This is a genomic window from Brevibacillus parabrevis, assembly GCF_003710905.1.
Lineage (GTDB): Bacteria > Bacillota > Bacilli > Brevibacillales > Brevibacillaceae > Brevibacillus > Brevibacillus parabrevis.
In genome coordinates this window covers 98,611-125,530 of the sequence record NZ_RHHV01000007.1, presented here as the reverse complement: position 1 = coordinate 125,530, position 26,920 = coordinate 98,611, and the positions used below count along the sequence as shown (strand labels likewise).

Annotated in this window: 25 protein-coding genes and 1 riboswitch; of the genes, 9 read left to right on the top strand and 16 right to left on the bottom strand. The window is 52.5% G+C overall.

Translation table 11 applies throughout. The annotated features are described in order from the left end of the window. Window positions 1-37 precede the first annotated feature (37 nt). Entirely contained in the window at window positions 38-772 is a 735-nt protein-coding gene (locus EDM60_RS09460; RefSeq protein ID WP_122963757.1) for an IclR family transcriptional regulator, read from the bottom strand. Between the two features lie 204 nt (window positions 773-976). On the opposite strand from EDM60_RS09460, the gene EDM60_RS09455 reads away from it, so the two are divergent. Beyond that, window positions 977-1,852: a dimethylarginine dimethylaminohydrolase family protein gene (locus EDM60_RS09455; protein WP_063231733.1), complete on the top strand. Its 876-nt coding sequence runs from the start codon at window positions 977-979 to the stop codon at window positions 1,850-1,852. Between the two features lie 141 nt (window positions 1,853-1,993). Here EDM60_RS09455 and EDM60_RS29380 read toward each other — a convergent pair whose 3' ends face one another. The 3 genes from EDM60_RS29380 to EDM60_RS09445 form a co-directional block, all read right to left on the bottom strand. Further along, window positions 1,994-2,125 (bottom strand): hypothetical protein, encoded by a 132-nt coding sequence (locus tag EDM60_RS29380; protein WP_267901842.1) that lies wholly within the window; start codon window positions 2,123-2,125, stop codon window positions 1,994-1,996. 14 nt (window positions 2,126-2,139) lie between these two features. After that, a complete protein-coding gene (locus EDM60_RS09450) occupies window positions 2,140-3,399 on the bottom strand; it encodes a helix-turn-helix domain-containing protein (protein WP_122963756.1) in 1,260 nt (419 codons plus the stop codon). Between the two features lie 238 nt (window positions 3,400-3,637). Then, entirely contained in the window at window positions 3,638-4,378 is a 741-nt protein-coding gene (locus EDM60_RS09445; RefSeq protein WP_122963755.1) for a GNAT family N-acetyltransferase, read from the bottom strand. 225 nt (window positions 4,379-4,603) lie between these two features. Here EDM60_RS09445 and EDM60_RS09440 point away from each other — a divergent pair, with 225 nt between their 5' ends. Next, window positions 4,604-5,776 (top strand): NAD(P)/FAD-dependent oxidoreductase, encoded by a 1,173-nt coding sequence (locus tag EDM60_RS09440; RefSeq protein WP_122963754.1) that lies wholly within the window; start codon window positions 4,604-4,606, stop codon window positions 5,774-5,776. Between the two features lie 46 nt (window positions 5,777-5,822). After that, window positions 5,823-6,686, top strand: coding sequence for an RNA polymerase sigma-70 factor (locus tag EDM60_RS09435; RefSeq protein ID WP_122963753.1), 864 nt, complete (start codon window positions 5,823-5,825; stop codon window positions 6,684-6,686). Window positions 6,687-6,753: 67 nt separating this feature from the next. On the opposite strand, the gene EDM60_RS09430 is transcribed toward EDM60_RS09435, so the two are convergent. Then, on the bottom strand, window positions 6,754-8,820 hold the full coding sequence (locus EDM60_RS09430; RefSeq protein WP_122963752.1) for a methyl-accepting chemotaxis protein: 2,067 nt from the start codon (window positions 8,818-8,820) through the stop codon (window positions 6,754-6,756). Window positions 8,821-9,131: 311 nt separating this feature from the next. Here EDM60_RS09430 and EDM60_RS09425 point away from each other — a divergent pair, with 311 nt between their 5' ends. Both EDM60_RS09425 and EDM60_RS09420 read left to right on the top strand, forming a co-directional pair. Further along, window positions 9,132-9,698 (top strand): DoxX family membrane protein, encoded by a 567-nt coding sequence (locus EDM60_RS09425; protein ID WP_122963751.1) that lies wholly within the window; start codon window positions 9,132-9,134, stop codon window positions 9,696-9,698. Window positions 9,699-9,984: 286 nt separating this feature from the next. After that, window positions 9,985-11,631: a peptide ABC transporter substrate-binding protein gene (locus EDM60_RS09420; RefSeq protein ID WP_122963750.1), complete on the top strand. Its 1,647-nt coding sequence runs from the start codon at window positions 9,985-9,987 to the stop codon at window positions 11,629-11,631. Between the two features lie 159 nt (window positions 11,632-11,790). On the opposite strand, the gene EDM60_RS09415 is transcribed toward EDM60_RS09420, so the two are convergent. From EDM60_RS09415 to EDM60_RS09395, 5 genes are all read right to left on the bottom strand, one after another. Next, a complete protein-coding gene (locus tag EDM60_RS09415; RefSeq protein WP_122963749.1) occupies window positions 11,791-13,668 on the bottom strand; it encodes an alpha/beta fold hydrolase in 1,878 nt (625 codons plus the stop codon). Between the two features lie 55 nt (window positions 13,669-13,723). Next, the gene (locus EDM60_RS09410; protein WP_122963748.1) at window positions 13,724-14,296 is read right to left on the bottom strand and encodes a TetR/AcrR family transcriptional regulator; all 573 of its coding nucleotides are present in this window, start codon (window positions 14,294-14,296) and stop codon (window positions 13,724-13,726) included. Window positions 14,297-14,437: 141 nt separating this feature from the next. Then, complete coding sequence (locus EDM60_RS09405; RefSeq protein WP_122963747.1) at window positions 14,438-15,298, bottom strand: hypothetical protein; 861 nt, start codon at window positions 15,296-15,298, stop codon at window positions 14,438-14,440. Further along, window positions 15,288-15,863 carry a sigma-70 family RNA polymerase sigma factor gene (locus tag EDM60_RS09400; RefSeq protein WP_233454116.1) on the bottom strand — a complete coding sequence of 192 codons (576 nt, stop codon included), beginning with the start codon at window positions 15,861-15,863 and terminating at the stop codon, window positions 15,288-15,290. The genes EDM60_RS09405 and EDM60_RS09400 overlap by 11 nt, the downstream gene beginning before the upstream one ends. Before the next feature lie 233 nt (window positions 15,864-16,096). Further along, window positions 16,097-17,275 (bottom strand): DUF4272 domain-containing protein, encoded by a 1,179-nt coding sequence (locus EDM60_RS09395; RefSeq protein ID WP_122963745.1) that lies wholly within the window; start codon window positions 17,273-17,275, stop codon window positions 16,097-16,099. A gap of 148 nt (window positions 17,276-17,423) precedes the next feature. Here EDM60_RS09395 and EDM60_RS09390 point away from each other — a divergent pair, with 148 nt between their 5' ends. Beyond that, on the top strand, window positions 17,424-18,512 hold the full coding sequence (locus tag EDM60_RS09390; RefSeq protein ID WP_122963744.1) for a suppressor of fused domain protein: 1,089 nt from the start codon (window positions 17,424-17,426) through the stop codon (window positions 18,510-18,512). Between the two features lie 160 nt (window positions 18,513-18,672). Here EDM60_RS09390 and EDM60_RS09385 read toward each other — a convergent pair whose 3' ends face one another. The 5 genes from EDM60_RS09385 to EDM60_RS09365 all read right to left on the bottom strand — a co-directional run bounded on the left by EDM60_RS09385 (window position 18,673) and on the right by EDM60_RS09365 (window position 23,447). Further along, on the bottom strand, window positions 18,673-19,524 hold the full coding sequence (locus tag EDM60_RS09385) for a class I SAM-dependent methyltransferase (protein ID WP_122963743.1): 852 nt from the start codon (window positions 19,522-19,524) through the stop codon (window positions 18,673-18,675). A 14-nt stretch (window positions 19,525-19,538) separates the two neighbouring features. Further along, window positions 19,539-20,306, bottom strand: coding sequence for an ABC transporter ATP-binding protein (locus tag EDM60_RS09380; RefSeq protein WP_217365289.1), 768 nt, complete (start codon window positions 20,304-20,306; stop codon window positions 19,539-19,541). Between the two features lie 19 nt (window positions 20,307-20,325). Next, window positions 20,326-21,381, bottom strand: a complete 1,056-nt coding sequence (locus tag EDM60_RS09375; RefSeq protein ID WP_229049759.1) for a FecCD family ABC transporter permease — start codon at window positions 21,379-21,381, stop codon at window positions 20,326-20,328. A 28-nt stretch (window positions 21,382-21,409) separates the two neighbouring features. Beyond that, window positions 21,410-22,576 carry an ABC transporter substrate-binding protein gene (locus EDM60_RS09370; RefSeq protein WP_122963740.1) on the bottom strand — a complete coding sequence of 389 codons (1,167 nt, stop codon included), beginning with the start codon at window positions 22,574-22,576 and terminating at the stop codon, window positions 21,410-21,412. Window positions 22,577-22,726: 150 nt separating this feature from the next. Continuing rightward, window positions 22,727-22,924: riboswitch (cobalamin riboswitch) on the bottom strand. Between the two features lie 154 nt (window positions 22,925-23,078). Further along, window positions 23,079-23,447: a winged helix-turn-helix transcriptional regulator gene (locus EDM60_RS09365; protein ID WP_122963739.1), complete on the bottom strand. Its 369-nt coding sequence runs from the start codon at window positions 23,445-23,447 to the stop codon at window positions 23,079-23,081. Window positions 23,448-23,556: 109 nt separating this feature from the next. On the opposite strand from EDM60_RS09365, the gene EDM60_RS09360 reads away from it, so the two are divergent. Together EDM60_RS09360 and EDM60_RS09355 are read left to right on the top strand one after the other, a co-directional pair. After that, window positions 23,557-24,351, top strand: a complete 795-nt coding sequence (locus EDM60_RS09360; protein WP_167470264.1) for an alpha/beta fold hydrolase — start codon at window positions 23,557-23,559, stop codon at window positions 24,349-24,351. A 39-nt stretch (window positions 24,352-24,390) separates the two neighbouring features. Further along, entirely contained in the window at window positions 24,391-25,053 is a 663-nt protein-coding gene (locus EDM60_RS09355) for an NAD(P)H-dependent oxidoreductase (RefSeq protein WP_122963799.1), read from the top strand. Here the strand turns inward: EDM60_RS09355 and EDM60_RS29570 are convergent. Further along, window positions 25,034-25,294 carry an NAD(P)H-dependent oxidoreductase gene (locus tag EDM60_RS29570; RefSeq protein ID WP_122963737.1) on the bottom strand — a complete coding sequence of 87 codons (261 nt, stop codon included), beginning with the start codon at window positions 25,292-25,294 and terminating at the stop codon, window positions 25,034-25,036. The two genes, EDM60_RS09355 and EDM60_RS29570, sit on opposite strands and share 20 nt — an antisense overlap. A gap of 178 nt (window positions 25,295-25,472) precedes the next feature. Here EDM60_RS29570 and pdxR point away from each other — a divergent pair, with 178 nt between their 5' ends. Beyond that, window positions 25,473-26,906, top strand: coding sequence for a MocR-like pyridoxine biosynthesis transcription factor PdxR (gene pdxR / locus EDM60_RS09345; RefSeq protein ID WP_122963736.1), 1,434 nt, complete (start codon window positions 25,473-25,475; stop codon window positions 26,904-26,906). Window positions 26,907-26,920: the final 14 nt, after the last annotated feature.

The window sequence follows — 26,920 nt, the reverse complement described above, 5'->3', positions numbered from 1 at the left end:
TCGCAGAAAATTTTCCATTATATGGACCGAAGAAAAATTATATGCTCCCCAGCCGCTGCGATGTTTTGTGGGCAGCATCCTGCACGCGCTCGATCAAATAGTTCAACCGCTCTTCTTTCAAATCAAAGGTGACGATTCCGATGCTGAGAGCACCGATTACTTTTTGCGTATAATCAAAAATCGGAGAGGCAACAGAAGCTGTATTCTCTGTCCGTTCCGCAAAACTCACCGCGTAACCAGCCTTGCGAATCTGGGCCAGCTTCTCCATAAATGCAGGCGTCTCCTCCTCGCCGACGAGCTGAAGCACGGTCTGCCTCGCTTCCTCCTCTGGCATGTGCGCCAAAACGACCTTGTTCGCTGCACCGATGTGCATCGGGATGCGCAAGCCAAGCTGATCGTAGATGCGAATATTGTGCTGGCTGTCCACTCGATCGACCACGATCGACTCCAAACCGCTCGGCTGGCTGAAATAAACGCTTTCCTCGACTTCTCTGGCCAGCTCCTCAATCATCGGTTTGATCACTTTGCGATAATCGATCCGATCCAGGACGCGAAGTCCAAACTCCATCCACCTGATTCCCAACGTGTACTGCTTCGTCGCCGCATCGTGCTCCACCAAATCGTGATTCATCAAAGTGTACAGGAGGCGATAAGTCGTACTCACCGGAAGCTGGCATTCTTTCGCCAAATCGTTGATGGTCCACCACTTTCTATGCTCGTCCGACGCAAGTGCCGTCGCAATCGCCATCGCCCGATCAAACGATTGAATCACTGTCATTTCCCCTTTTTCTATGTTCTCGTCTATCTCATATCTTAAACTACTTGCTACAATTTTGTGAATCGCAAAAAATTTTACACAAATCCCCGCATCTGGCGCGGAATAGCGATTGACAGTCCAAAATCAGAATGTGTACACTTAGAGTGATTTTTCGAAATATGAACAATATTCCATAATACGGAATAAAGGGAGGCAACTATGTTCCAAGGCAGCCAATCCATGGTCAAAAAGATGAAGACAGTCATCATCAAGCATCCCCGTGAAGCTTTTATCAGCCAGGCCCACCTCGAAGAATCGTGGAAAACCTTTAACTATACAGACCGTCCTGATTGGGACAAAGCTTTGCACGAGTACGAGAAGTTCGAAGCCATTTTGCAAGAGCATGTGGAAAACGTCCTGCATCTCCCGCAATCGGACAAAACCGGACTCGATTCCATCTACGCCCATGATCCGGTGAAGTTCACGTCCAAAGGGGCGATCATCCTCAAATCCGGCAAAGAGCTGCGCCAGGGTGAAGCAGAAGTATACAAAGACTTTTTGCAAGCAAACAACATTCCGATTCTCGGACAGTTGACAGGCGATGCCCGCTCCGACGGTGGCGACCTCGTCTGGCTGGACGAAAAAACGCTCGCCATCGGGCTAGGCTTCCGCACCAACCAGGCGGCGATCGCGCAAATTACGGAGATGGTCAAAGATTTCACGGAAGAAATCATCGTCGTTCCGCTGCCATACGACCGCGGCCCGGCGGAGTGCCTGCACCTGATGTCGATTATCAGCATGGTTGACCACGATCTCGCCGTCGTCTATTCCAAGCTGATGCCTGTTTTCTTCCGTCAGCTGCTCATCGACAGAGGCATTGAACTGATTGAAGTTCCCGACAACGAATACGATAACCTGGGCAGCAACGTCCTCGCGCTCGCCCCTCGCCTGTGCATGGTCGTAGCGGGCAATCCGATCACAAAAGAGCTGCTGCAAAAAGCGGGCGCTACGGTGTACGAGTACGAGGGTCATGAAATCTCGTATAAAGGCACGGGCGGCCCTACTTGCCTGACTTCTCCGGTTGAGCGGGTGTAGTTTTCTCGCAACCGTTCGGAAACTGGTTTCTCCAAATGAAAAACGAGTCATAGAAGTGATTCTACGGCTCGTTTTTTTCGGCTGTTTCTTTGTTTGTTTCTGAAAAAAGAGGCTTTTGCAGCGCTTGGCAAACAGTTATTTTTACCAATCGGGGTCCGCGAATGTGATGACAAATTTCACCCAATCAGGATCAGCATGCTGCGGCATGTATTGTATTTGGGTAATGGTGAAGAGAAAAATGAAAGCAGCGAATCCAGGCAACCATTTTTTCATGGCACTCTACCTCCCTATTCTTTTACTAAACTAGCACGGAAAATTTCCGCGATATTTTCCACGGTCTCGAAAGATACATCCTTTCTATTTGCTAGATGGTACTTAAAAATCGTCTCAAATCCCTCAACCATCTTTGCCGCCGCTCCAATTTGTCGATAAAATGCAATACTTTGTGTGAGACTGTCGATCCCTTCCTCCTCCAGCTCCATTGAGATCAAGCAAATGCCTTTTCGTTTAAAGTATCTGGCTGCATGTTTAATTCGGTTAGGATGGGTGTCCACCGACAAAAAGGTGTCTTCAGTAGCGATCAGCTCTTGAATCGCACCATTTTGTTCCGTTTCGAAGTATACGTCCAATAGATCGCTGGCAATCGTAATGCGCTCAGACGGCTTTGCTTCATGCAAGCACTCGTTATACAGCGCAATCGCTTGGTCGTATTCTCCTTTTTTCGCATGCAGCAGCGCCCGCAAATGCTTCTTTCGGAAATCCGCATATTCACTTTTTTCGTATAATTCCAAATATTGCTCAGCCAAAATCAAATATCCAAGGCGCAAATAAGCGTTCACGACAGAGATTAACGCTGAAGCTTTTTGCCTGCTGTCGTTTGTCCTGTCTTCCATCAACGCCTTTCCGCACAGTTCAATGCTTTCGCTGTAATAATCCAAAATATAAGCGTGGACGCCCATCCGGTAATAGTAGTCGATGCGCTCTAACGGTTGCAGCAGGTCGATATAGTGCAACAATTCCATTCCTCGCTGAAAAGTTTCTTCAAAGCGGGAAAAATCATCCCGTTCGAGCAAATAACGCGCGTAGAGATTCTTCGCCAGATAGAAAGGGATGCCGCGTTTTCTCGTAAACTCGATCATCACCTCATGCAAGGCCAATTTAGTCGATGAGTCCTCTGTTTCTTTTGCCAGTTGATGAAGGTAGTCCAGCGCAAGAAAAGTATCCATTTTCGGTGTGTCGAGCAGCTTCTGAGCCGCTTTGCGCACGAGAGCCTGGCTGTTAAGCGAAATAGCTTCGTTCAACAACAACTGAATCGATGCAGGTCTTTCGGTTGTACTTAAATAGACGGAGATAACATCGACATACGGAATTTTCAGAGCACTTGCGATCTTCTTCCACTGGGAAAAACCTGGCCGCTTGGTTGCTCCTGACTCCATTCTGGAAAGTGCTGTTTTGCTAATACCCGTTCGTTCTGCAAGCTCGCTTAACGATATATTTTCCCGCTGTCGATAGGCAAGGAGCAATTCTCCAATTTCTTCGGTGAGCATTGAGATCCCCCTAAAAAATTTTTATCTTTTATATTTTTTATAATATAACACGACTAGAAAAATGGGAATATATTCCTTTGGCGTAAAATAAAAAATATATAGAACAAACACGACAAAATACCAAAAGGCGCAAGTCCGGAGCCAAAAAGTACCCAAAAAAGAAGAGCCTCGACAAAGCGGCTCTCCTTTACACAAATCTGATCTGGCAATTCCTCGCAATGCAACAGCCTGTGCGCGCTTACAGAAAATGCTGCATCCAAATATTCGGCTCTACGTACTTGGCCTCGTTTTTCTCCACATCCATCCGCACAGGGACAAGCGCGTCCGGAATGATATACGTGCCGGACTCAGGGAACTTCAAGCCTGTCCATTCCTCCCAGTTGGCAATGCTTCCCACGATCGACATGGATTCCGACGCCACTTTCATGATTTTCGCCCCCATCTTCCAATGCGTGCGAACCCACGGATCAAAAGGAGCGCCCTCTTCCGTCTTCCATTCGATGTAGTTTTCCATCGGGGTCAACGGATACTTGTGCTTGAGCGATGGGCGAACAGGCGCCACCATATATTCCAGCCCGTTTTGCTTCGCAATGTCTTTCATCGCCGCCACCATGTGACGACTCAGTCCAAGACCGCGATGCGCAGGGTCGATTGAAATCGAAAGCGCCGACAATGTGTTTGGCTTCTGGCCTTGGGCGTGTCCTTCAATCCCGCGCAGGAAGACGTCTCCCCAGCCCTTCGGCATTCCTTCCAGCGTGCCGTCCCAGTAAAAAGGAATCGAGTTGCCCACGGCCATTACCTTGTCGTTTTCATCGGTCAACAAATATTGAAAAGAAGCAAACCACTCTTCCAGCCGATCGTAGTGCTGGTCGGCCACTTCGTCATGCAGCATGAAGGTAGACCAGCTGGCAGCGAGCACTTCGGCCATCTGATCGTTCAAATCAGGACGTTCTGCTTGTGTATACACCTTGTATGCCATTCTTTCCATCCTCCCAAAAACATCGCTGTCTCTCTGTTCGCCAAAAGGCTCCTCGCTAGAAAGTCAGGAAATCCTTTCCACGACTCTTTCATTCTATCAAAACTTGTTTGAAGCACAAACTTTTTCGCCGAATCGCCCTTTTCCGAAAAAAACTTCTGATTGCTGCGTCACAAAAATTGACCCCGCCTCGTTATATGGTCAAATCGCAGCGAGGAGCTGATCTCCATGAAAGAAATGACTGTAGTCGTAGTCGGTGGCGGCTATGCCGGAATCAATGCCGTTAAAGCAATCCAGGACACATGGAAAGGACGTCCTGCACACATCGTCCTGATCGACAAGGAGCCTTACCATCTGCGCAAAGTTTTGCTGTTCAAGCCAGCTGTCTCCCAAACCGATATTGCCATCCCGTTGAAAACCATCTTCCCCGCAGGCGTTGAATTTTTGCAAGGTACGGTCGTTTCTGTCCAGGGAAGCGCCAAGATGATCCATTATGTAGATAAAGGCGGAAAAGAACTGTCGCTTGCGTATGACGTGCTCGTCCTCGCGGTAGGCAGCGTCGCCCGCCGAGCAGAGCCGGAGCAGGGCGGAATCGCCTTGTCTGATGTGGCAGCCGCCGAGACGATTCGCAACACCTGGCAGCAAAATATGCGGCTGGCCGTTTTGGAAAAGCGCCCCGAAGAAAGACAGCGGCTTTTGACAATCGCTGTCGCAGGAGCGGGCATCAGCGGCATCGAGACAGCTTCCGAGCTTGCTTTTTCCATGCGGCAGGAAGCGCAACACCTCGGCATCGCTCCCCATGAAGTCACTGTCTACTTGCTCAATGCGCAAAATCGCCTCTTCACGGAAGGACCTGTGAAAATGGCGCGCAAGCTGGAACAAGCTTTGCTGGACGGCGGAGTCACGGTTTTGCACGGGACAAAAGCCATTCGCGAGCAGGACGGCAAGCTGAGTCTGTCCACGGGCCGCACGCTTGCTGTCGGTCTGTGCATCTGGGCGCTCGGTCTGCTGCCGAACCCGGCGCTGCGCCAGATGGGGTTGCCGCTCACCACACACGGCCAGCTTGTCGTGGATGAATCGTATCGGGTCGCTGGCGCCCCTTTCGTCTACAGCATTGGCGATTGCGCTCGCATCGTCGACCCGGCAAGCGGCCAGGCGGACCGGATGACGTGCAAGGAAGCGAGCAGGCAAGCCGCCCGGTTGAGCAAAATTATCCTCGCTGATCTGGATGGAACGCAGTCTCCCGTTCATAAAAGTTGCATGGATTTCTACTGCGTCGGATTGGGGCCGGAGCGGGCGATCGTCTGGACGCGCCAATGGGGCGTGGACATCATTTTGACAGGGAAATTGGGCTGGAAGCTGCGTCAGTTCACGTGGAATATTGCCAGCATGATAAAATAAGGAAAAAACGATGCTGACACTAGACGCCAGAGGAAGTGAACATGCGATGGAGACCCTTTATCAGCAATACAAAGGATTGCTGTTTCGTCTCGCCTACCAGCTCACAGGCTCGGCCACAGATGCGGAAGATATCGTACAGGATGTCTTTTTGAAAGCGTACGATGTCGAGCTGGAACAAATCGCAGAGCCAAAAGCCTACCTGTGCAAAATGACGACAAACCGCTGCCTCGATCTGTTGAAATCGGCACGCCACAGGCGGGAGCTGTACACGGGGCCATGGCTGCCCGAACCGATCCCTACTCCCGGAGCGGACAGCTACGAATCGGTCATCACCAAAGATTTGTTGTCGTACGCCATGCTCGTGCTGCTCGAACGCTTGTCTCCGGTCGAGCGTGCGGTCTTCGTCCTGCGCGAAGCTTTTGCCTTCGACTACGACGAGATTGCCCAGCTTGTCGGAAAAAGCCAGGCCAATTGCCGGAAAATCATCAGCCGCTGCAAAGCCAAGCTCGGTTTGGATGCAGACGAACAGCTTCACGCGCACGAAAAAGAAATCGGCGAAGAATGGATCGGCCGTTTTCTGCATGCGCTGGAACACGGCAATGTCAACGCTTTACTCACGCTCTTGTCCGCAGATGCTGAACTGCTCTCGGATGGCGGTGGAAAAGTATTCGCTGCCATACGTCCGGTCGTGTCTGGCAAACGTGTCGCGGAGTTCTTGCTTGGCTTGATGCGCTTCGCCGCACAAGGCTCTCCGTACGAAGTAGGGCTTGCTTCGCTGAACGGCCAAACGGCACTCGTCATCCGGCAAAATGACGCAGTAGATACAGTCGTTTTCCTGCACAGCAAGGCAGAAAAAATTCACCGCCTGTACTTCGTTCGCAACCCGGATAAACTGAAAGCTGTCCTGTAAAGGCAAAGCAATGCCCCCTTCGCTCTCGGTACGAAGGGGGCATGTTCACGCTCATGACTTTGTTCACTTACAGGCGAAAGCGCTGGACGATCTCTTCCATCGAATGCGTCAATTCCGCATTGCGTTCGGAGATGGTCGCGATTTTCTGGTTGTTGTGCGCGATAATTTGCGCCTGCTCGGTGATCGCTTCCACGCTGTATGCGCTTTGGCCCATGGAGCTTGTCACTTGCTCCACAATCGCGACCACACTGGCAATCGACGAATTTAATTCTTCGAACGAAGCGCTGAAATCCGTCAGCAATGTGTTGAAATGATGTGCGTCGCTGTTGTATTGCTCTGACATGTGAATCAGCTTGCCGTAATCCGGGCGGACTTTGCTGTCGATAAACTCCAGCACGCTGGAAGAGTTTTCTGCGAGATTGTTCACGGATTCGCGCACGATGGCGATAATTCGCTGAATATCGATGACGACCGCAGACGACTGTGTCGCCAGCTTGCGTATTTCATCAGCCACGACGGAGAAGCCTCTTCCGCTTTCCCCGGCACGCGCCGCTTCAATCGCGGCGTTCAAGGCGAGCAAATTCGTCTGCTCGGAAATATGCAAAATCGCTTCTGCCAACAAATTGATTTGTCCCATCGATTCGGTCGACTGCACAATCGCCTGCTCCGTTTGCTGCTTCACGCTTTGATACAACTCGGCTGCCGATACTTGCGCCGCAACGGCATTTTCCTTCAACACATCGGCTCGCTGGCTTACGTCCTGAGAGGTAGCCGCTGCTTCGGTCGTGCGCAAAGTGACTGCGTGAACGACATGCTGAATATCAGTAAGAGTAGCGTTCATTTCTTCCGTCGAAGCCATTGTCTCTTGCATATGCGACAGCAAGACAGCAGTCGCCTCCGCCGTTCCGCTCGATTGCTCGCTGACGGCCACTGTGGATTGCTGCACGCTTTGCGCATTTTCCGCTACCACATGAGAGACGGTCGCAAGCTTGCTCGCCACTTCCCGCAATTGCTCGCGCATGACCAAAATCGACTTCGCCATCAGGCTGATCTCATCCTCCGTCACCTGCTCCTTCGCCACGATCTGCTCGCGCAAGTCGAACTCGGCTGTTTGCGCAATCATCTTGCGCATGTGATCGAGCGGTCCGGTAATCAAGCGGCTGAGCACAAACGACAAGATCAGCGCTCCTGCCACCGCTGCCGCCATTTTCAATAGCGCAGACCGGAGACTGTTGGCGAGCACTTCGTTGCGCTCCGTATTGTTGTAGACGATTTCCACTACACGGGAACGGCTCAGGTCGTTGGCGCTCTCATCCAGCTTGTATGGGATGTAGCGGTATGTTTGGTCGTCCTCTCCCGTACTCTCGTGAAATTCCTTGATCGTCTGCGTGGAGAACGCCGCTTCAAAAGTTGGCGCAAACCGCTGCGCGATGCGCAAAGCTTTGCCGTCCTCCCCTTTTTTGCCGAGCGCGTAGCCATCGTGCGAGTAAACGGTGATTTCTTTCACAATGCTGTATTTGCCTGCGATCTCCTTCGAGACATCGAGAAAGTTGAACGTCTGGAACAAGTCGCTGTCCTGCAAATTCATGCTCGCTTCCAGCAAATATTTGTGATCGCCGGTTGGGAGATAGGCGAACTTTTTGATCTGCCCGCTGTTGACGGACACTTCCATTCCGTCGGCGGAAAACTCGCTTCCGTCGATTCGTTTTTTCAACACCTCCGCGAAAGCTCCCGATTGGCTAAAATCGAGCCCCACGTCAGAGGCGACACTGGACTGCACTACTTTGATGTTTCGATCAATGACGAAAAAGTCCATTCCGTACTGCTCGCGCAAAGCCGCATAGTCCCACGCCGAAAGCGCCGAGTTGGCCTGATAGTTTTTCGCCAGCTTTTCCAGTGCGCCCTTCATCCGCTCCTCCATGTCTTGCTCGAACACGCCGTACACGAGATCGACGTTTTTGACGGCATGAATGATCCGATCCTCGACTAGCTGATACTGCACCGCTTTTTCCGAAAGGATCGTGGCCTTGAGCTGCGAATAGTCGATCAGCGACAGCACAATCGCGACCAGCATCGTAAACAGCGAGATCATAACGCTGAGTTTCATTTGAAAAGACACAAAATTTCGTTTCATAAGTATGCTCCAATAGTCTCCGTATTTTTCAACAAAACTCAACATAATTTACCATATCTTAACTTGTCAATATTTCTTCCCGATGACTTTATTTTGCAAAAACTATGTCTTCTTACCTTTTTGCGCTTTTTATGTCCATCCGAACACATGACAATCGAACTAAGGTTAACATCGTGCCAATAGTGTCAATGAACACCGTATGAACTTATGCCCTAAACCACTGCATCAAATCGTTCCTTGTGTTAAAATCACCTGGAATCAATATCCATCACAGGATATCCATTCTATTTTTATAAGGAGGGCACGTACACATGCGTCCACCAAGCAACAACGAAATCATCATTCCTGAAAATCCCGTGTCACAATTTTTGTTCACCAGCACCCGTTCGGCATGGATCTGGCTGATCATCCGCGTGTATGTCGGCTACACTTGGCTGACAGCAGGCTGGAAAAAAATCCATACCGACTCCTGGACAGGAGACAAAGCTGGAGCTGCCATCGAGGGCTTCGTCAAAGGCTCGCTCGCGAAAGCAGCGGAAGGAAAAGACGTCACCTCCTGGTACGGCTGGTTTTTGGAAAGCGCCGTTTTGCCAAATGCCAAGCTGTTCGCTTTCATGGTCGCTTACGGCGAGGTACTGGTTGGTCTCGGACTCATTCTCGGCTTGCTTACCGGAATTGCCGCTTTCTTCGGCGGATTGATGAACGTCAGCTTCCTGTTCGCAGGGACAGTCAGCACCAACCCGATGCTGTTTGTTTTTGCCACATGGCTCGTTCTCGCTTGGAAAGTCGCTGGCTGGTACGGTCTGGACCGTTGGGCTTTGTCGTACCTGGGCACGCCTTGGACACGATCGAAGTCGCGTAACGTGGGCATGCACTAGCCTCTCGTTCCATTCATCATCCTGCATACGGCAGGCAAAAGACGCTGGCTGCACCGGAATCTTCTGGTGTCGGCCGGCGTTTTTTTATTCAGGATCAAATCGCTTGCAACAGCAGCCGCTTTCCGCCTTGCTGCTGATTCAAGGACAAATTGTATGAATTATTCCCGGTTTTAAAAACAGAATATTCATGAATATTTATACAGAATGTTTAATGACAGATACAGGAAACTGAATTATCCTTCTACATATGAATTTTTAAAAATATTCAAACAACTAGGAGGTACTGATGAAAAAATGGTTGCGAGTTGCCTGTAGCACCGCGTTACTAGCAAGCCTCATGATCGGCTGTACGACGAAGCCCGCTGAAAATGCCCAGCCTGCCGCAAGCCAGCAGCCCGCTGGTGAGACCGGAAAACCTGCCTCGGGAGAACCGATGGTCTTGCACTGGAGCATCACGGGCGAACCTCCGACGATGGACCCCGGCATTGCTACTGACGCCTCCAGCATGGACATGATCAATCTCGCTTTTGAAGGACTGACTATCGTCGATCGGCAAGGTCAGATGATCAACGGAACAGCAGAGAGCTTCACCAACTCTCCTGACTTTACCCACTTCACTTTTACCTTGCGCAAGGATGCCAAATGGAGCAACGGCGATCCGGTTACCGCCCACGATTTTGAATACGCTATCAAGCGCAATCTCGATCCGAAAACCGCCTCCGGCTACGCTTACCAGCTGTTCTACATCAAAGGCGGCGAAGAGTTTTTCAACGGCACAGGCAAAGCAGAAGACGTCGGCGTCAAAGCCAAGGACGATTACACACTCGACTTCACCCTGCGCTCGCCTACGCCATTTTTCCGTGAATTGACCTCATTCACTACTTATTATCCTTTGCATAAAAAGACGCTGGAGAGCAATCCGAAATGGGCAAGCGACGCCTCTACCATCGTCGGAAACGGCCCGTTCGTCATCGACCAGTGGGAGCATAAAGCGAAGCTGGCCTTTTCCAAAAGCCCTACTTACTGGGATCAGGCCAACGTCAAGCTGGATCGGATTGAAATCGTCGTGATCGAAGACAACAACACCGCTCTCTCGATGTTTGAAAACGGCGATCTCGATTGGGGCGGCTATCCTTCCTTCGGCCTTTCCCCTGATGCAATCGGGCAAATCAAGGAACAGGGCAAGCTGGTCGTCGCCGATAATCCGGGGACAAAGGCAGTCATTTTCAATACGCAAAAACCGCCTTTTACCAACAAAAAAATTCGCCAGGCTTTCTCTTACTCCATCGAACGCCAACAGTTAATCGACAATATTTTGCAAACCGGGGTACCTCCTGCATACGGTTGGGTGCCGACCTCGATGGGCTTGAACCCGGACGGCTACTTCAAGGAAGACATAGACAAAGCCAGGCAGCTGCTCGCGGAAGGCATGAAGGAGCTGGGGTTGAGCGAGTTCCCGAAAGTGACGTACTACTACGACACGGGAGAAACCGACAAGAAGATCGCCCAGGCGTTGCAGGACGAGTGGAAGAAAACGCTCGGCGTGAACATCGAAATTCGCACAGCCGAGTGGAAAGTGTTCAACGACGACGTCCAGAACGGGAAATACGACTTCGGCATCTGGCTATGGGGCGCCGATTTCAACGACCCGATCAACTTCCTGGAAATGTACAAGGACAAAGAAGGCGGCAACAACGTCGTGCGCTTCGATAACAAAGAGTACCGCGACTTGTTGAACAAAAGCTACTATGAAACCGATGCCGCGAAGCGCAAACAGCTGATGTTTGACGCAGAAAAAATTCTCATGGAGGAAATGCCGCTCGCCCCTCTGCACTTCCGCGGCAACGCCTATGTGAAAAACGACAAAGTCAAAGATTTCGTGATCTTCCCGCTCGGAGGCTCGTACTTCAAGTACGCGTATGTAGAAAAGTAGCTCGCTTCGCTTGTCCGAAGTGGCCGAATCGCTCGAATCGCCCCAAAAGAAAGAGGAGCTTTGCCTGTTTGATCGGCAAGGCTCCTTTACTTTTTGCTGAAAGCGTTCCTAGCCCCACGTCTCGTTGGGAAGGGGGAAGTCGGGAAGTCAGGCTATCTCCTATCCCCTCAGTGACCGCAGCAAGCTGGCTGTCTCGTGCGGATGGCTGAGCGGAAAATGATGGGCCAAATCATGGCGGTGTACCGCGATCTGCCTCTCCCCAAGCGCTATCTCCTGCTCGCTTGTCAGGCGATAGGCGCTGTCTTGATTTCCCCATACAAGGTGAACGGGAAAAGCGGCAGCCTGCCCCCACTCCATTTGCTGAAAATCGTGCATGAAATAACGCAAAACCTCTGCGTGTGTCTTGCTGATGCGCGGTGATTGCAGAAGGCTTTTTGTCTTGTCCAGATAGCCAGCCGGCACCTCAGCCACGGAGCGAAACATCCCTTGTTCAATCATCGTGCTCTCCAGACGGGGGCGGGTCAGCTGCTTTTGCAAAAAGCGCTGGAGCAAGCTCTCGCTCTTCCCGATTTGCACAAGCAGCGGGTTCTGCTTCGGGGCGTGCAGCGGCGGTTGCAGCAAATACACTCCGGCGATCTTGTCCGGCACTCGCTTGGCCGCTTCCCATGCCAGGAAAGCACCAAACGAATGCCCTGCCAAATGGACGGGAGCAGGCAGCTCTCGGAGCGCGCTGGCGACAGCCTCGATGAAGCCGCCCAGCTTTTGCTCCCGGTGATGATAGGGCGATCTGCCAAAGCCCGGCAAGTCCCACAGCCATACCTTCTCCTCGCCAAGCTGCTCAGCCAGCGGGAACAAATCGCCAAGCTCGCTGAACAAGCCGTGCAACAGTACCCATGGCGCTCCCTCCACGCCTGGCTTCTGATAGGCAGCCAAGCCTGCGACTTTCGCCCGCTGAAAAGCATCGGGAGCGGCATCGCCCCGGGCAGACAAGCGATAATCGAGATCAGCCACAACGCTTGGCAGATGGCTGTCCACTTGATATTCGCCCACTCCCCTCGTTTGCTTCATTTGCTGAAAAGGCGCGAGCGGAAACTGTTTTTTCACGATAAAGTCCATCGAGTTGGCCGGAACGCCGAGCAAGCGGCTGCCTCCGTTGCGCACGATCGTTTTCAAAACGGACAGCGGGAACGGGACGGACGGCGGCTTCATTCGCAGTTCTTTTGCCATGAGTTGCACCAGTTCCGGGAAAGACGGCGTCGCCCCGCGCTCGTTCAAGGCGTAGTACGTCTGGTGCTTGATGCCTTTTGCCTCGACAATTCCGACGATCACTTCTGCCAGATCGTCCACGGCAAGCAGCGGGAGCCACCATTCTTTTCCGCCGGGCAATACGGGAAATTTCCCCTGCCGCATGGAGTTGACCACAAGTCCCAGGCCATCCGTCTGCTCGGTGCTTCCCGTATGCCGCGGCCCGATGATTGTGCTCGGATTGACGACAACCAGCGGCATTCCTGCTTGATGAGCCTGCTGCCGCACGTACAGGTCAGCCAAAAACTTGTATTTTTCATAGCCTCCCGCGTGATCGAACAGCTTGTTCTCGGCGAACACATCCGTGGCAAGCGTCGCGCTCGCATCGTCAAAAGGGCTCATGTAGCCGACAAGGTGAATGAGCTTTTGCAGCCTTTTGCGCTGGTGCAGCTCGCCCGCCAGCTTCAACAGATGATCGGCTCCTTGCAAAATGACTTTTCTGGCCGCTTCCTCGCCGAGTGCGATATCCATCGGCACCCCGGCATGAATGATCGTATCTGCGGCAAGCACCCGCTGGTAGTCAAGCTCTGACAGCCCCAGCCTCTCCTCGCGCAAATCCCCCCGTACTGCGCTGCTGTTCGCCTGCTCTTCGGCTGTCATTGCAGCCAGCTGCCTCTCCCACTTTTCCAGGGAGCGCACGAGCGCCAACACCGTATGTCCTGCGCGTGCCAAGCGCCTTGTTACCTCCCGGCCGATAAACCCTGTCGCTCCTGTTATCAATACAACTGCCATAAAATGAACCTCCCTTTAATAGGACTAATCGGTACTAATCAATTGCAAAAAAAGCCTACACTTGAATCAAGTGTAGAAAAGTAGCGCCTGCGTTTATAAAAGCTTCTGTGTTGCCGTAAGACTCGGCAAGCTGCATGGCTCCTTCCAAAATCGTGATGAGAAGCGCCGCTGTCTCGGGAACCGGAATCCCTGCCTTGAACTCTTTTCGCTCGACTCCTTCTCTTAGCACATTTTCCGCTACTCCTTGCAGCTCGCGCATAAACGCGTGGATGCGAACCCGAACCTGCGGGATTTGCGCGGACAGAAGGGACAGGATCGGACAGCCTCCCACACAGTCTCGCCCGTTCAGCTCGTCAGCCAGTGCGGCAAAAATTTGCTCGATCCGCCTCGCAGCGGTCAAGTCCCTGGCCTGGGCAATCTCATCAAGCACCGTGCGCAACAATTGGGCGCGGTAGTCCAACACAGCGACAACAAGCTCCTCCTTGCTCTTGAAATGGTAGTAAATATTTGACTTGGAGACTTTGCTCTGCGCCACGACGTCATCCATGCTCGTATTCATCAGCCCTTTTTGCAAAAACAGAGCGGATGCGCTGGCAATCACATGGTCGCGATTCGAGATTTTTTTCATGATTAGAACTATATAGTCCTAATCAAATAATGTCAAGCGACAAGCTGCTCGGCACATGCAGTTGGCAACAAAAAAACGTGCCCGCGGGAGCCACTGAAAATCATGGCGTCGCCTGGACACGCTTCGCTGGTTGCAATCCGCTTACTTACCGGACACGGGCGCGGGAGCTGGAGCAGGGCCAGCCCCTTCTGTAACAGGAGCATTTTTCAGCTTTTCTCTCGCTTGCTCGATTTCCGTTTGTGTCAGCGGCGCTCCTGTCGAGAAGCCGTCAATGATTTTGCCCAATACGTTAGGCGCAAAATCATCTTGCGCATACAGCTCGATCGTATACCCGTCCTTCTCCCAAATGACAATCCCGTTCGCCATGTATACTTTCGTTCCGTTCAGCACTTGCGTTTTGACTTCCTCTGTCGTTCCGATCCCGTTTTCCCCGCCTTTCGAGATCAGGAAGTTCACTGTTTTATCGCCATGCGCATATTGGACTTCCGCCATGCTGTCACCGTGAACGACCGTGTTGACGTACTCGTAATCGGCTACCCAGGATGGCGCGGGAAAGTTCGAACCGAGTACAGCGCGGGCTTCCTGCACCGTCAGATTGGGACGCGGCTGCAAAGTCACGGCACGGGCGCCGTCTGCTCCGGCTTGGACGGCTGCATTTTCGCTTGCAGGTGCAGCAGGCTCTTTGTCATATTGCACGATTTGCAAATTCCCCACTTGAAACCGCGCCAAAATAGAGGACAGCATTTCTTGGGCAAACGAGGTAGTCGAGAAAGCTCCCGTCAGGCAGACAATGGCAGCGACACTGGCCGCAACCGTTTTCCAACTGCTCTTTTTCATCACGATCTCATCCTTTTCCACAGGCTTTGCCTGGATTTTTCCGGCTTTCAGCTTGTTTGCAAGCCGGTTGTAGATTCTGTCCTTCGCTGCCTGGTCATCCAGCTCCACATGAGCGAGATAGTCGGCCAGCTCGCGAAATTCGTCTGTATCCGGCTTATTCCTCATGCCGAAAACCTCCTTTTTCCAGCTCTTTTTGCAGCTTCTTCAAGCATCTGTACAGCACAACCCCGATATTCGAACCGCTGACGCCAAGCAGCTCTGCGATTTCTGCGTTTTTCAAGCCTGCCGCATACTTCATGCCGATGATGTTGCGTTCTTTGTCGCTCAGCTTTGCCAGCGCCCGGAACAAAGCGGCATGGCGGTCATCGCGGATCACGATGTCTTCCGGAGACGACTTGGGCAAGGCCAAATTCAAAATCGAACTGAGCGAGAAGGCGGCCCTTTTTTTCTGTGAGCGGAAGTAATCCGTCACCGCATTTCTGGCAATGGCGAACAGCCATACTTCAAAACTCGCTTTTTCCGGCGAAAAGCGGTTGTATTTGGCAATCACCGCTTCGAATACGTGGCTGCATACTTCCTCTGCCGCATAGTGATTGTCGATCCGGTAGCAAATGTACTTGTAGACGCGTTTGTAGTACGCATCGTAAATCGCGGCGAACTTTTCCGCTGCCATGCACTCATCGTGGCTCTCGTTCAGCTGATTTTGGTGGATGCCCGTTTTGGTGCTCATTTGAACAATCTCCAACTACTTCCCCTGCCTTCCCTCCCGACTCAGACATGGTACAGGAACAAATTGCGCAATTTGTTGTGGTTGTCCGTGAGTCTCACGCTAGTTAATACGGGAAAAAGCAGATTGTATTAACAAATCGGTCGAGAAAAGTACCCAACTCTTTTTCGAGCACAACGAAAAAAGCCGACATCGTTCGTGAACGATATCAGCCTGTTGCTGCTTTTTAGCGAACCCTATGTGTCCATCTGCACATGATCCCACTCGTCTTCCATGTGACGCACGAGCCAGTTTAGTGCCCTGTGTCTTTCCATGACGACTCCCGGCTCCAAACCTCCCGCCACGGTCCGGTTGTTGATGCGCGCATCGACGCACGCCCAGTCGTAGCGATAGATCAAATCCGCCTGATCCAAAATCTCCGCCTTGCTCCGCACGACGGCGTTGTCGTAGAAAGTTTGATAGTTTCCCGCGCTGCGCAATACATCGATGGCGTAGCTGACATCGCAAATCTCGCTCGGAAACTCCAATTCTTTTTTATAGCCGAGCGCCCACAACAGCACCCAGTAGCATTCGTACATCCACGCCATCTGCACCATGTCGTTCTGGCTTGGATTCGGGTCGTCGAGGAGCTTTCTTTCGTTTTCCGTAAAGAAGTCTGCCGCGCCGTACTGCTCGATAATTCCTTCGATGAACTCGCGCTCTTCGGCAATCTCCCCGTTCTCCGCGATTCCGGCGGCGTAGACGGCAATCAGGCACAAAGCAATGGCCCGCTGCACGATCTCTTCCTTGGTCCTGATGACAGCATCCTCATCCCCGACGATGACAGGCAAATGGTTAATATACGGGACGCCTTGCTCCTGCAAAAGCTGGATGTTGCGCGCTTTGCGCTCTTCCCCGGACTGGGATGGACGCACGTGCCGATCGATAAACTCGGTGCTCACCGTCACCAAATAGTCGTCCACCTCTGATTCGCCCTCGGTGTTCAAAAGCAGGCGGCCCTCTTTATCGAGCATGTGGCCTGTCGGGAGGAAAACGATGCCGGATACTTCCTTGGCAATCGCCAGGACAGCAGCGAACGTTTCCCGGTCGATTTCCTTGCTGGCTACGATGCCTACGGCCACGTTGAGCGCGGTAATCTGGATCAGCAGCTTTTCCTTGACCTTTTCATGCGCCGTCTCAATCTGGGCAAAAAATCCGTACATCCCTTTTTTCATCTGCAAAAAGCGCTCCGGATCGGCTTCCTCGCGCATGAAGTTGAAGGCCAGTGTGCTTTTGCCAAACCATTTCTTGTCTGTGACGGTCACGCTTTGTCCGTCCGCAGCAGCTTGTACTTCCTTGTCTGGAAAAGTCTCCTTGATCGCATCGACTATTTTTTGATAGTCAGCTATGGAGACGTATAGTGTACATTGATTCATCGTTGCTCCCCGCTTTCGTTTCTATCTTTTGTCTAGACGAAATTTTGCCACCAATAGTCAATTATGGTATTCTACCCCTGTTCCGTGCAAGTTTACATCTACCTATTTTGATGAAGAATCTACCATATTCCGTTTGGAAGGTGATCCGATGAAAAACATTTTGTTGGAGGAATTTTCTCCACTTTGCGACATTCAAGCCTTTGTCGAAGAAGATGAATCTGGCGTTTATTTTTATTTGTGGGACTACCCCGGCCAGGAACACGCGAGTATTCGCTCCTGCTGGGTGCGCAATTACGGGCCAGCTCCCGAGACACTCGATTTTTCCGCCATGGAAGACGGAAACGCTCCCATGCTGCCGCGCGACTGCTGCGCCCATCCGCAAGGCGCGGAAAAGCTCGACCCAGATGAGCTGTCAATTGTCTGGCTGACAGAAGGAGACGCCGCAGCTTTGCTTTATCAAGACGAGGTGCTGTGCGTCATTCCCGGCTGGGCGGGGCAGCAGGCAGACGGCTCCAGCTATCCGGCTTATGCGCGAGACTGTATCGCAGAATCTCCTTTCTGCTTTCCGCTCGGCACACCAGACACAAACGCTTTGTTTGCGCGAATCGAAGCTGCCCGGCAATTTTGGGCGAGCTGGGATGAAAATCCTTGGCCAGACTTGCAGCATCAGTATCTCGACGCGATCACGGCAACGCTTGGCCCGGTCAAAAACTATTACGGCATCGACGGCGGTCACTGGCCGCCGAAAGCATTGGTCACGGTGGAAAAGGGCGAAATCACCTATGCCGTCACCTTGGGCGTCTCCATCGTGCCGCAGCCAAAGGTCGAGCTATATACCGAATCACCGGAACAACTGCGCCGCTTCGAGCTGGCTTTTGCCTGCGAAACCAAATGGCTGGCTGAAAATGAAAAGCAACTTTTGGCCTACATCAGCGGACAAACAACGCTGCCCTGGTCGTACATGACTTTTCTCGCCCAAGGGCACACCATCCCTTGTCAGGAGATCAGCGAGGTAGACGCCCGCTTCACATCCATGCTGCTCGCCAAGCCCCAAAGCGCCCCGGCGCTGGCCTTCCCGACGGTTTACGGCGATCCGGTCAACCTGCTCTGGATGATTCCCATCACGAGTGCCGAACAACGCTTCGCGGAGGAAAACGGGTCGGAAGCATTGATCCGTCTGGCTGCTGGGACGGAAGCGGAATGGATTTTCAATGGGATGGAAAAGTGGATGCGTTGAGTGAATGCGTAGAAAAAGTTCGGATTCGCCATGCCGAAAAGAGTTGCCTAGCATGATAAAAAGCTTCGCTGCATTTTGTGCGCGAAGCTTTTTCGTGCTTGTTTTGCTTATGTGTTTCTCCTGTTTCCTCCCTTCGCTACAGCTTCGATCAACACCATCTTTACAAGCTAATCCTTCTCTCCGGCTTCCAATACAACAACGCCGCTTTAAACTGATGCACATACGCAGGCTTGCCATCTACCCAGACCAAATATTGGCGCAAAATCGCCTCCGCTTTCTCCCGATCATAGGACGGCTCCATAATCGCGCTCAAATTTTGGCTGACAAACTGCTCCTCCGACTCGTACACGTACGTTTTTTGCAAAGGAAGAATGTTGCAGTTCACGTCAATGCCCAGCTCATACAGCAAATTGGTCAGATGAATATAGTCTCTGCGCGAAAACTTGATTTTGTACCCGAGCTGCTGATGAATATCCCAGTAGTGCGGCTTTTCCGGCCCGCTAGTCATCCCGATCACCGCCAACCGCCTGGCCGAATTGTTCATATTGACCATCGCCTGATCAATCGCCTGCATCCGATAATAGCAGTTCACACCAAACACGACATCATGGACGGGCGGCTCGTACTCTTCCCACTTGGCATGGACAAAGCTCATGTTGGATAGCCCTTTCGCACGCGCCCCCTGCTCCAGATAGCCCAGCACACTCGCCGAACTGTCTACGCAAGTGAGCGACCGCGCTTTGCTCGCCGCCGCAAACGTGTAATTTCCCCATCCCGGCCCAATCTCCAGCACTTCATCGTCTTCCTGAATAAAGGAAAGCAGCTCCCTGCCAATCTCCCGCACATAGTCATCCGGCTCCGCTTCCGCCGTTTTGCGCTGCAAAAATTGATCCCAAAAGCTTTCTTCCAGTTGGTCGTCAGTCATGCGCTCGGGCAGCTTGCCTTCCCAATTTTTCATCCCTTCCATCCAGGCTTCCCTGGACTTCATCCCTAGCCTTACTCCGTAGTACATGTTCTCCCCCTTGCTTATCGCGACTCTGGCAGCGTGGCCGTCAACTTCAGACCGCTGCTGCCCTGCCCGATCTCGACTTTTACTCCGTACACCTGCTCCATATTCGCAGAGGTAAACACTTCCTCCGGCCGCCCGGAAGCATAAATTTGCCCTTGCTGCAGCAAAAACACGCGATCTGAATATCTGGCCGCCAGCTCCAGATCGTGCATGATCAACACGACCAGCACTTGCTGCTGGAGGGCAAGCTGCCGAACCAGCTCCAGCACCTCCAGTTGATGGCGAATATCGAGAGCGGACGTCGGCTCATCCAGCAGCAGTATTTCCGGCTCTTGGGCAAGCGCTCGCGCAATCAGTACCTTTTGCCGCTCGCCTCCGCTCAGCTCGTCCATATAACGCTGCGCCATTTCCGCAAGTTGCAGCCGCTCCATGATTGCTCCCGCTACTTCCAGATCGTGAGCCGTCACGTTCCACTGCATGTACGGTTTCCTGCCCAGAAGCACCGTCTCCAACACCGTTAACGGATAGCCGAAAGCCGTGTGCTGCGGCACGTACCCCAGCGTTTTCGCCAACTCGTTAGCCGAATAGGAGCGAATGTCTCTGTCTTTGATCCAGATCCGCGCTCGTTCCACCGTGATAATCGACGCCATGCTTTTGAGCAAGGTTGTTTTCCCGGCACCGTTTGGCCCGATGATGCTTGCGACCTCGCCTTTTTGCAAGTTCATCTGAATTTGCTTCAGAATCATCTTCGTTCCGTACTTGATCGATAAATCCTTGACCTGCATGTACACCCGACCGTCCTCCTTATGCCCAGTAGTCCTTGCGCTTTTTCAACAGCAAATAGACGAAAAACGGGGCGCCAAACAACGCGGTGATGATGCCTACCGGAATCTCGATCGGAGATAATACCATGCGGGCCGCCGTATCTGACAAGAGCAGCAGCAAAGCGCCCATCAGGCAAGAGCACGGCAGTAAAAATCGATAATCCGTCCCGATGATGATTCTGCTGATATGCGGTGCCACCAGCCCGATGAACCCGATAATCCCTGTGAAGGCAATCGTGACGGAGGCCATCAAGGTAACGAGCAAAAGGCACACCCAGCGGACTTGTTTGACATTGACGCCGAGCGTTCGCGCCACATCTTCGCCAGCGCATAGCGAGTTCAGGTCCCAGGCGTATTTCAGCAAAAGGACAAGCGAGATGATCACGAGCGGCAGCAAAATGTGCAGCACTTGCCATTTTGCTCCCCAAAATCCCCCCATGAGCCAGACGACCAAGTCTTTCAACGCTTCGTTGTTGGAAAAAAACTTCAAACCGGAAACGCCCGCCGAAAACAGTTGCCCAATGGCCACCCCCGCCAAAAGCAGTACGGTCGTCGAGCTGTTTTTGAGCTTGGCGATGCCGTAGACCGCGCCCACAGCGAGACAGCCAAACACAAAGGCATTAAGAGCGATCATCCACTGTCCGCTCGAAACGAGGTTGATGCCAAACACACTCGTCCCGGCCACGATCGCCAATGCTGCTCCAAAAGCCGCTCCGCTCGATACGCCGAGCGTAAAAGGGTCTGCCAGCGGATTGCGCAAAATCGCCTGCATAATCGCACCGGCACATGCCAGCGAAACTCCTGTAATGATCGACATGACCATGCGCGGCAGCCGAATCTCGTATACGATGTAGGCGGTCATCTCATCGGAAGCGCGTCCGGACAAAATAGCCAAAAGCTCAGGCAACGCAACTTCTACAGCCCCTTGACTGACTGCGTAAAGCGTCAGCAGCACCAGCAGGAGGAAAAGGCTTGTCAAAATGAGCAGCTTGCTTTTCACGCTCCCGTGATAGATGGCCTGGATCGGTCGCTGCACTGGCTTGCTCAGCGGTTGTCCTTGGCTGTCATTGAACATCTTTGAACGAATAGTGCCAAATGCCTTGGTATGGCACGCCTAACCATTTTTCAAAATACTCTTTGGCATACTGCTCGGGATCGATATCCTGGAATTTATCCGGGTACAAATATTTGGCTAGTTGGAGATTGCCGATATACCGCTTGTCCGATCCGACAAAGTTGGTGTAGAAAAAGTAAATGTCTTTGCTTTGCCCCGCCTTGAGCCGCGAAACAGATGTCGTGCTCATAATATGGCGCAGCGCTTCTTCAAACGGCTTCGTATCCTTCACATTGTAGCCACCCAGCCAGGTGCCGTGCAGGGTAATGACCTCCGGGTTGCGCTTGAGCACATATTCCTCGTCGACCATGATCGTAGTCGACGCCTCCGCCGGATTCCATTGCAAGTCGGCAGCGTCTTTCCCGCCAGCCAGAATCGTCGCGTAGCCTTCCCCTACTCCTGGCTTCCCGTCCAACGACTGGCTGGGGAAAATCCGGTAGCCCCCGTTCGTATTGAGAAATCCGGCTGACAAGGCAAGCACCTGTTTTTTGTCTTCCTCCTTGATGCCTGCCACCCGGTCCGCTAACAGCTTTTCAATCGAATGCTTCCAGGCGAGAAATTCGTCTGCCTTGTCCGATTTATCAAAAATTTTGCCGAGCAGCTTCAGCTCCTCATCCATCTGTTCCGGCAAATAGTTGTTCATTCGCACGACTTTGATTCCGGCTGGCTCCAGCTTTTCCTCCAGCGTCTTGTCTGGGCGATTCGTATAGGCGAAGACGATTTGCGGCTTCAAGCTGATGATTTGCTCCAGATTGATCTGCTTCGTTTCCCCCACATCCGGCTTGCTGTCAAATCCGAGGTACGGGTTATTTTTGACCGTCGTGTCGCCTGTAGCCAGCACGTACTGCTCGGCTCCCAGCAGCTTGATCGCTTCTGCCGTGTTGCGATTGAGCACGACCACCCGCTCTACTGGCAGCTTTACCGTGATCGCAGTCCCTGCGGAATCTTGAAAAGCAAGCTCCTGCTTTTCCTGCGGCACCGCCTGTTCAGTTTTCTGTTCCGCAGGCGTTGACGATGACGGTGAAGCAGCAGAGCAGCCAGTCACGACCAAAAAAATCGTGAGCAGGCCAAACAGCCATGCTTTGCCGATCCAGCTTTTCCGGTTCTTTTGCAGCATCGTTTCCACTCCCTATCTTTTTGTGATCAATAGAAAAGCCCCGTCCCGCCGGACGAGGCAAACGTGTAGAAGTAATCAGTCGACATCATGAATAAATAGACACAAGCTGTCGCAGCTTCTTCCTACACCTCACCTTTTCCGCGAAGGATTACGGGTGTGACAAACTAGGTAGGTCTCCTGGCTTTTGGCTCATCGCGCTCTTTCGTCTTCCCCGATGGTTATGCTCCACACCGAGTGACATGTTGGAAAGAGAACTCACCAATTACAGTGGCGGGACCGCTCGGGATTTTCACCCGATTCCCTGTTACCCCTTGCTCTCGCAAAGGCACCTAGCTGCATGCTATTCTTGGCTGATTATACCATTATTTTCATAGGGAGGGGGGACCGTAAAAACAAATCGGCCGCTTCCTTCCCTTTTTTGCCTTCGCCCGAAAAAAATCCGCCGTTCTCAGGTGGTCGTATGGTTGTCGTATGCGATTATGGCCCGGTGCTTTCAGCAGTTTTAGGCAGTCGGCTCCACTTCATCCGCTACAGGCGTGCCAAACTGCTCTCCCCATTTGATCAAGTATTCAATCACGGGACGCAGTGCTTCTCCCCGCTCTGTCAGCTCGTACTCCACCTTTGGCGGAACGACCGGGTACACATGCCGCAGCACAATCCCCGACTCTTCCAGCTCCCGCAGCTGTTCCGCGAGCATTTTGTGATTCACGCCCATGATGTTTTTCTTCAGCTCACCGTACCGCTTTTTCCCGTTCAGCAGCTGGCAAATAATCGTCGTTTTCCATCTTCCTGCAAGAATGGAAACAGACAGCTCGATCGGACACTGAAACTGTTTGCCGTTTATTTGATAAATCACCTGTTGGTTCCCCATGGTTCTCACTTCCCTTTTGGTAAGTATTCAACGAAAAAGTGCGTACTTACTTTTTTACAGTGTATTCGGTAAGATCACTTTTGTAAAACACGATTTCAAGGAGGCCCTCATGGAAAAATTCGTTCAGGTTGGTCCCATAAACGTCGCATATGCAGTAGAAGGAAGCGGGCCTGCCGTGCTGTTGATCCACGGTACAGGAGGCAGTTACGAAGGCACGTGGGGCAATCTCGGCAAGGCGCTGGCACCTGACTTTACCGTCATCACCCCCAATTACAGCGGCTCGGGCAAAACGCAAGACGACCGCGAGCGGCTGGAGCTGGACGATCTGGTCGAGCAAAATGTGCAGGCAGTTATGCAGGAAGGCTTTACGCACTTTCATGTCGTAGGCTACTCGCTCGGCGCTGTCGTAGCAACGGCCATCGCCGCCAAATACCCGGAGCGAGTCCAATCGGTGACAGCGATCGCGGGCTGGGTAGAAAGCGATCTCGCTGTCGCCTATCAGTTCGATCTGTGGCAAAAGCTGTTCCGCCAGGATCGGGAGCTGTTCGCCCAATTCGCCATCCACACTGGCTTCAGCCCGGCGTTTTACAGCTCGTTTCAAACACTGGAGCAGTTGCATGAGTTTACCGCCAATTTGGCTGCGACACTTGCCGAAGGTACTGGCAAACAGGCCGAACTTGACACTCGCATCAACCTGCGGCCTTTGCTTGGCAAAGTCACTGCCCCAGCACTGGCCATCGGCTTGACTTACGATCGCATGGTGCCTGTGGAGCAGACAAGGGAAATGGCCGCCCTCCTGCCTGACGCGCGCTACCACGAGATCGCTTCAGGGCACCTGGTACTGTGGGAGCAGGAGGCAGAGCTGATCGAAACCGTCCTGTCCTTTGTCCGTTCTACCCGATGACTTCCCCAAAATAACTTACCTTATCTGGAGGATAACATGATCCAAAAAGAACAGATTTTGCAAGCATACGAAACCAGACACGCCACTAAAGAATTTGCCGCAGACAAAACGATTGCACAAGAAGACTTCGCTTTCATTATGGAAACGGCTCGCCTTTCTCCCAGCTCATTCGGTTTTGAGCCTTGGAACTTTCTCGTCGTGCAAAACCGCGCTCTGCGCGACAAGCTGTCTGTCGTTTCCTGGGGGGCGCAAAAGCAACTGGCTACAGCGAGTCATTTTGTCATCATCCTGGCGCGTACCAAGCAAGAGATGGCGGCTGATTCCGACTACGTAGTGAACCAGATGAAAAACGTGCAGCTTTTGCCGGAAAACGTCATCACCGCGAAAAGCGCCATGTACGACAAATTTTTGAAGCAAGATTTTGAGCTGTTTGCAGACGAGCGCGTCATGTTCGAATGGGCAGCCAGACAAACGTACATCGCCCTTGGCAACATGATGAGCTCAGCCGCCATGATCGGCATCGATTCCTGCCCGATCGAAGGCTTCGACAAAAAACAGGCAGAGGAACTCCTGCAAGCTGAAGGACTGCTGGACAAGGAACGCTTCGGCGTAGCCTGCATGGTTGCCTTTGGCTACCGCAAAAACGAGCCGCGCCCGAAAACAAGACAGCCGCGCGAACACCTCATTCGCTACGTCGAGTAACGACATCGCTACTGCCACTATTGCCGCCCCGAACAAGAATGGATGTTCGGGGCGGCCCTTTTTCCATATATAGTTGTTTCAAGACGGAAATGACGCCGTCCGCGCCGTTTTCCGTCATGCGAAATGCTTTTCTGGCGATGCACACCGCATCGATATACGCCTTCAACATCGGCGGCACGCCGTAATTCCACATCGGAGCAACAATAATATAGCCGTCAGCGGAAATAAACTGCTCGGTGATTGATCACCGAATACCACATTTTTCTCAAAAGCAAACCATCCAATTGCTCAGCCATTCACCCATCCATGTTCAATAGATTGGTATTCTTTCGGCCGAAGCTGCTTCCATTCGCGTGGTATGATAAGTTTGTTTCTTGTCAATATCATTGTTAACGAATATGTCCAAGGTTGTGATTATCATGTGGAAACCTGATCGGTCCAGCACGCAAACACTCTATCACCAAATCGCCGATGAGATCGAGCGCAGGATTTCTTATGGAGAATATCCTCCCGGAAGCTTGCTCCCCTCTGAAAGAAAGCTGGCAGAGCAGTTGGGGGTCAATCGAAGTACCGTCATTTTGGCTTACGAAGAGCTGCGTGCACTCGGCATCATCGAAAGCAGGACAGGCAGCGGCACGCGCGTCTGCAAAAACAAATGGGAAGCGACCCCCAAACACACTCCAAACTGGCATCGGTACGTGGAGGGCGGGCAGTTTCTCCCGAATTTGTTTTACTTGCGCCGCATTCGCGAGGCCCTGCAAAAAGACGGCATGATCGACTTTGCCAGCGGGGAGCTATCCGCGCAATTGTCTCCGGGTCAGGAAATCAGCACCTTGATGAAAGAAAACCCCTTTACGGAATATTTAGGGTACGACAATCCCCAAGGCTTCACGCCACTGCGCGAAGAACTCGTTTCCTATTTGTCGCGGTATCGGCAGATCAAGACGACAGACTCGTCCATTCTCATCACATCGGGTTCCCAGCAGTCGCTTTATTTGATCACACAATGTTTGCTCGCTCCCGGGGATGCCGTCGCCATAGAAGATCCATCGTATTGCTACTCTTTGCCGATGTTTCAGTCGGCTGGCCTGCGCCTGTTCCGGCTCCCGGTCAGTCCGGAGGGCATCGATCCCGAAGATATTCGCTCCTTGTATAAAAAAAACCGGATCAAAATGATTTTTCTCAATCCGACTTTTCAAAACCCGACAGGCATTTGCCTCAATCCGGCCCGCCGTACCCAACTGCTGAACGTGGCCAGCGAGCTGGGGCTTCCGATCGTGGAGGACGATCCATTCAGTCTCACGTCCTACGATGGCGATCCGCCTGCCCCGCTCAAATCGCACGACCAGCTCGGCTCCGTCCTGTACATCGGTTCCTTTTCCAAAATCGCGGCCTCCGGCTTGCGCGTCGGCTGGATGGTGGCCCCCCACTCCGTCGTGGAACGACTGGCAGACGCGCGACAGCAGATGGACTTCGGCCTGAGCGTCGTTCCGCAAAAAATTGCCGCCCAATTTTTGCACTCCAACTTCTTCCTGCCCCACCTGGAGCAACTGCGGATGCGCCTGCTCTATCGCCGCGATTTGCTGGTGGAAGCCTTGCAAACGGAACTGCCTGATCTGGTGACGTTCACGCTTCCGCAGGGCGGACTGCATTTGTGGTGCAAAATTGTGCCCGAGATCAACGACAACCAGCTGTTTGAAGAAGCTCTGCGGCGCGGCGTGGTTGTCGCCCCCGGAAGTGTGTACGGATCTGACTCCGGTTATATTCGCTTCACCTTTGCCCGCCCGAAAGAAGCAGAAATCACGCTTGGCGTAGCCAAATTCGCCTCGGCTCTGCGTGCGGTTTTAAGCTGATTCGCGCCACAATG

Coding starts and splice junctions, on each gene's coding strand:
- EDM60_RS09455 (WP_063231733.1), top strand. CDS start 977: ATGTTCCAAGGCAGCCAATCCATGGTCAAAAAGATGAAGACAGTCATC.
- EDM60_RS29380 (WP_267901842.1), bottom strand. CDS start 2,125: ATGAAAAAATGGTTGCCTGGATTCGCTGCTTTCATTTTTCTCTTCACC.
- EDM60_RS09450 (WP_122963756.1), bottom strand. CDS start 3,399: ATGCTCACCGAAGAAATTGGAGAATTGCTCCTTGCCTATCGACAGCGG.
- EDM60_RS09445 (WP_122963755.1), bottom strand. CDS start 4,378: ATGGCATACAAGGTGTATACACAAGCAGAACGTCCTGATTTGAACGAT.
- EDM60_RS09440 (WP_122963754.1), top strand. CDS start 4,604: ATGAAAGAAATGACTGTAGTCGTAGTCGGTGGCGGCTATGCCGGAATC.
- EDM60_RS09435 (WP_122963753.1), top strand. CDS start 5,823: ATGGAGACCCTTTATCAGCAATACAAAGGATTGCTGTTTCGTCTCGCC.
- EDM60_RS09430 (WP_122963752.1), bottom strand. CDS start 8,820: ATGAAACGAAATTTTGTGTCTTTTCAAATGAAACTCAGCGTTATGATC.
- EDM60_RS09425 (WP_122963751.1), top strand. CDS start 9,132: ATGCGTCCACCAAGCAACAACGAAATCATCATTCCTGAAAATCCCGTG.
- EDM60_RS09420 (WP_122963750.1), top strand. CDS start 9,985: ATGAAAAAATGGTTGCGAGTTGCCTGTAGCACCGCGTTACTAGCAAGC.
- EDM60_RS09415 (WP_122963749.1), bottom strand. CDS start 13,668: ATGGCAGTTGTATTGATAACAGGAGCGACAGGGTTTATCGGCCGGGAG.
- EDM60_RS09410 (WP_122963748.1), bottom strand. CDS start 14,296: ATGAAAAAAATCTCGAATCGCGACCATGTGATTGCCAGCGCATCCGCT.
- EDM60_RS09405 (WP_122963747.1), bottom strand. CDS start 15,298: ATGAGGAATAAGCCGGATACAGACGAATTTCGCGAGCTGGCCGACTAT.
- EDM60_RS09400 (WP_233454116.1), bottom strand. CDS start 15,863: ATGAGCACCAAAACGGGCATCCACCAAAATCAGCTGAACGAGAGCCAC.
- EDM60_RS09395 (WP_122963745.1), bottom strand. CDS start 17,275: ATGAATCAATGTACACTATACGTCTCCATAGCTGACTATCAAAAAATA.
- EDM60_RS09390 (WP_122963744.1), top strand. CDS start 17,424: ATGAAAAACATTTTGTTGGAGGAATTTTCTCCACTTTGCGACATTCAA.
- EDM60_RS09385 (WP_122963743.1), bottom strand. CDS start 19,524: ATGTACTACGGAGTAAGGCTAGGGATGAAGTCCAGGGAAGCCTGGATG.
- EDM60_RS09380 (WP_217365289.1), bottom strand. CDS start 20,306: ATGCAGGTCAAGGATTTATCGATCAAGTACGGAACGAAGATGATTCTG.
- EDM60_RS09370 (WP_122963740.1), bottom strand. CDS start 22,576: ATGCTGCAAAAGAACCGGAAAAGCTGGATCGGCAAAGCATGGCTGTTT.
- EDM60_RS09365 (WP_122963739.1), bottom strand. CDS start 23,447: ATGGGGAACCAACAGGTGATTTATCAAATAAACGGCAAACAGTTTCAG.
- EDM60_RS09360 (WP_167470264.1), top strand. CDS start 23,557: ATGGAAAAATTCGTTCAGGTTGGTCCCATAAACGTCGCATATGCAGTA.
- pdxR (WP_122963736.1), top strand. CDS start 25,473: ATGTGGAAACCTGATCGGTCCAGCACGCAAACACTCTATCACCAAATC.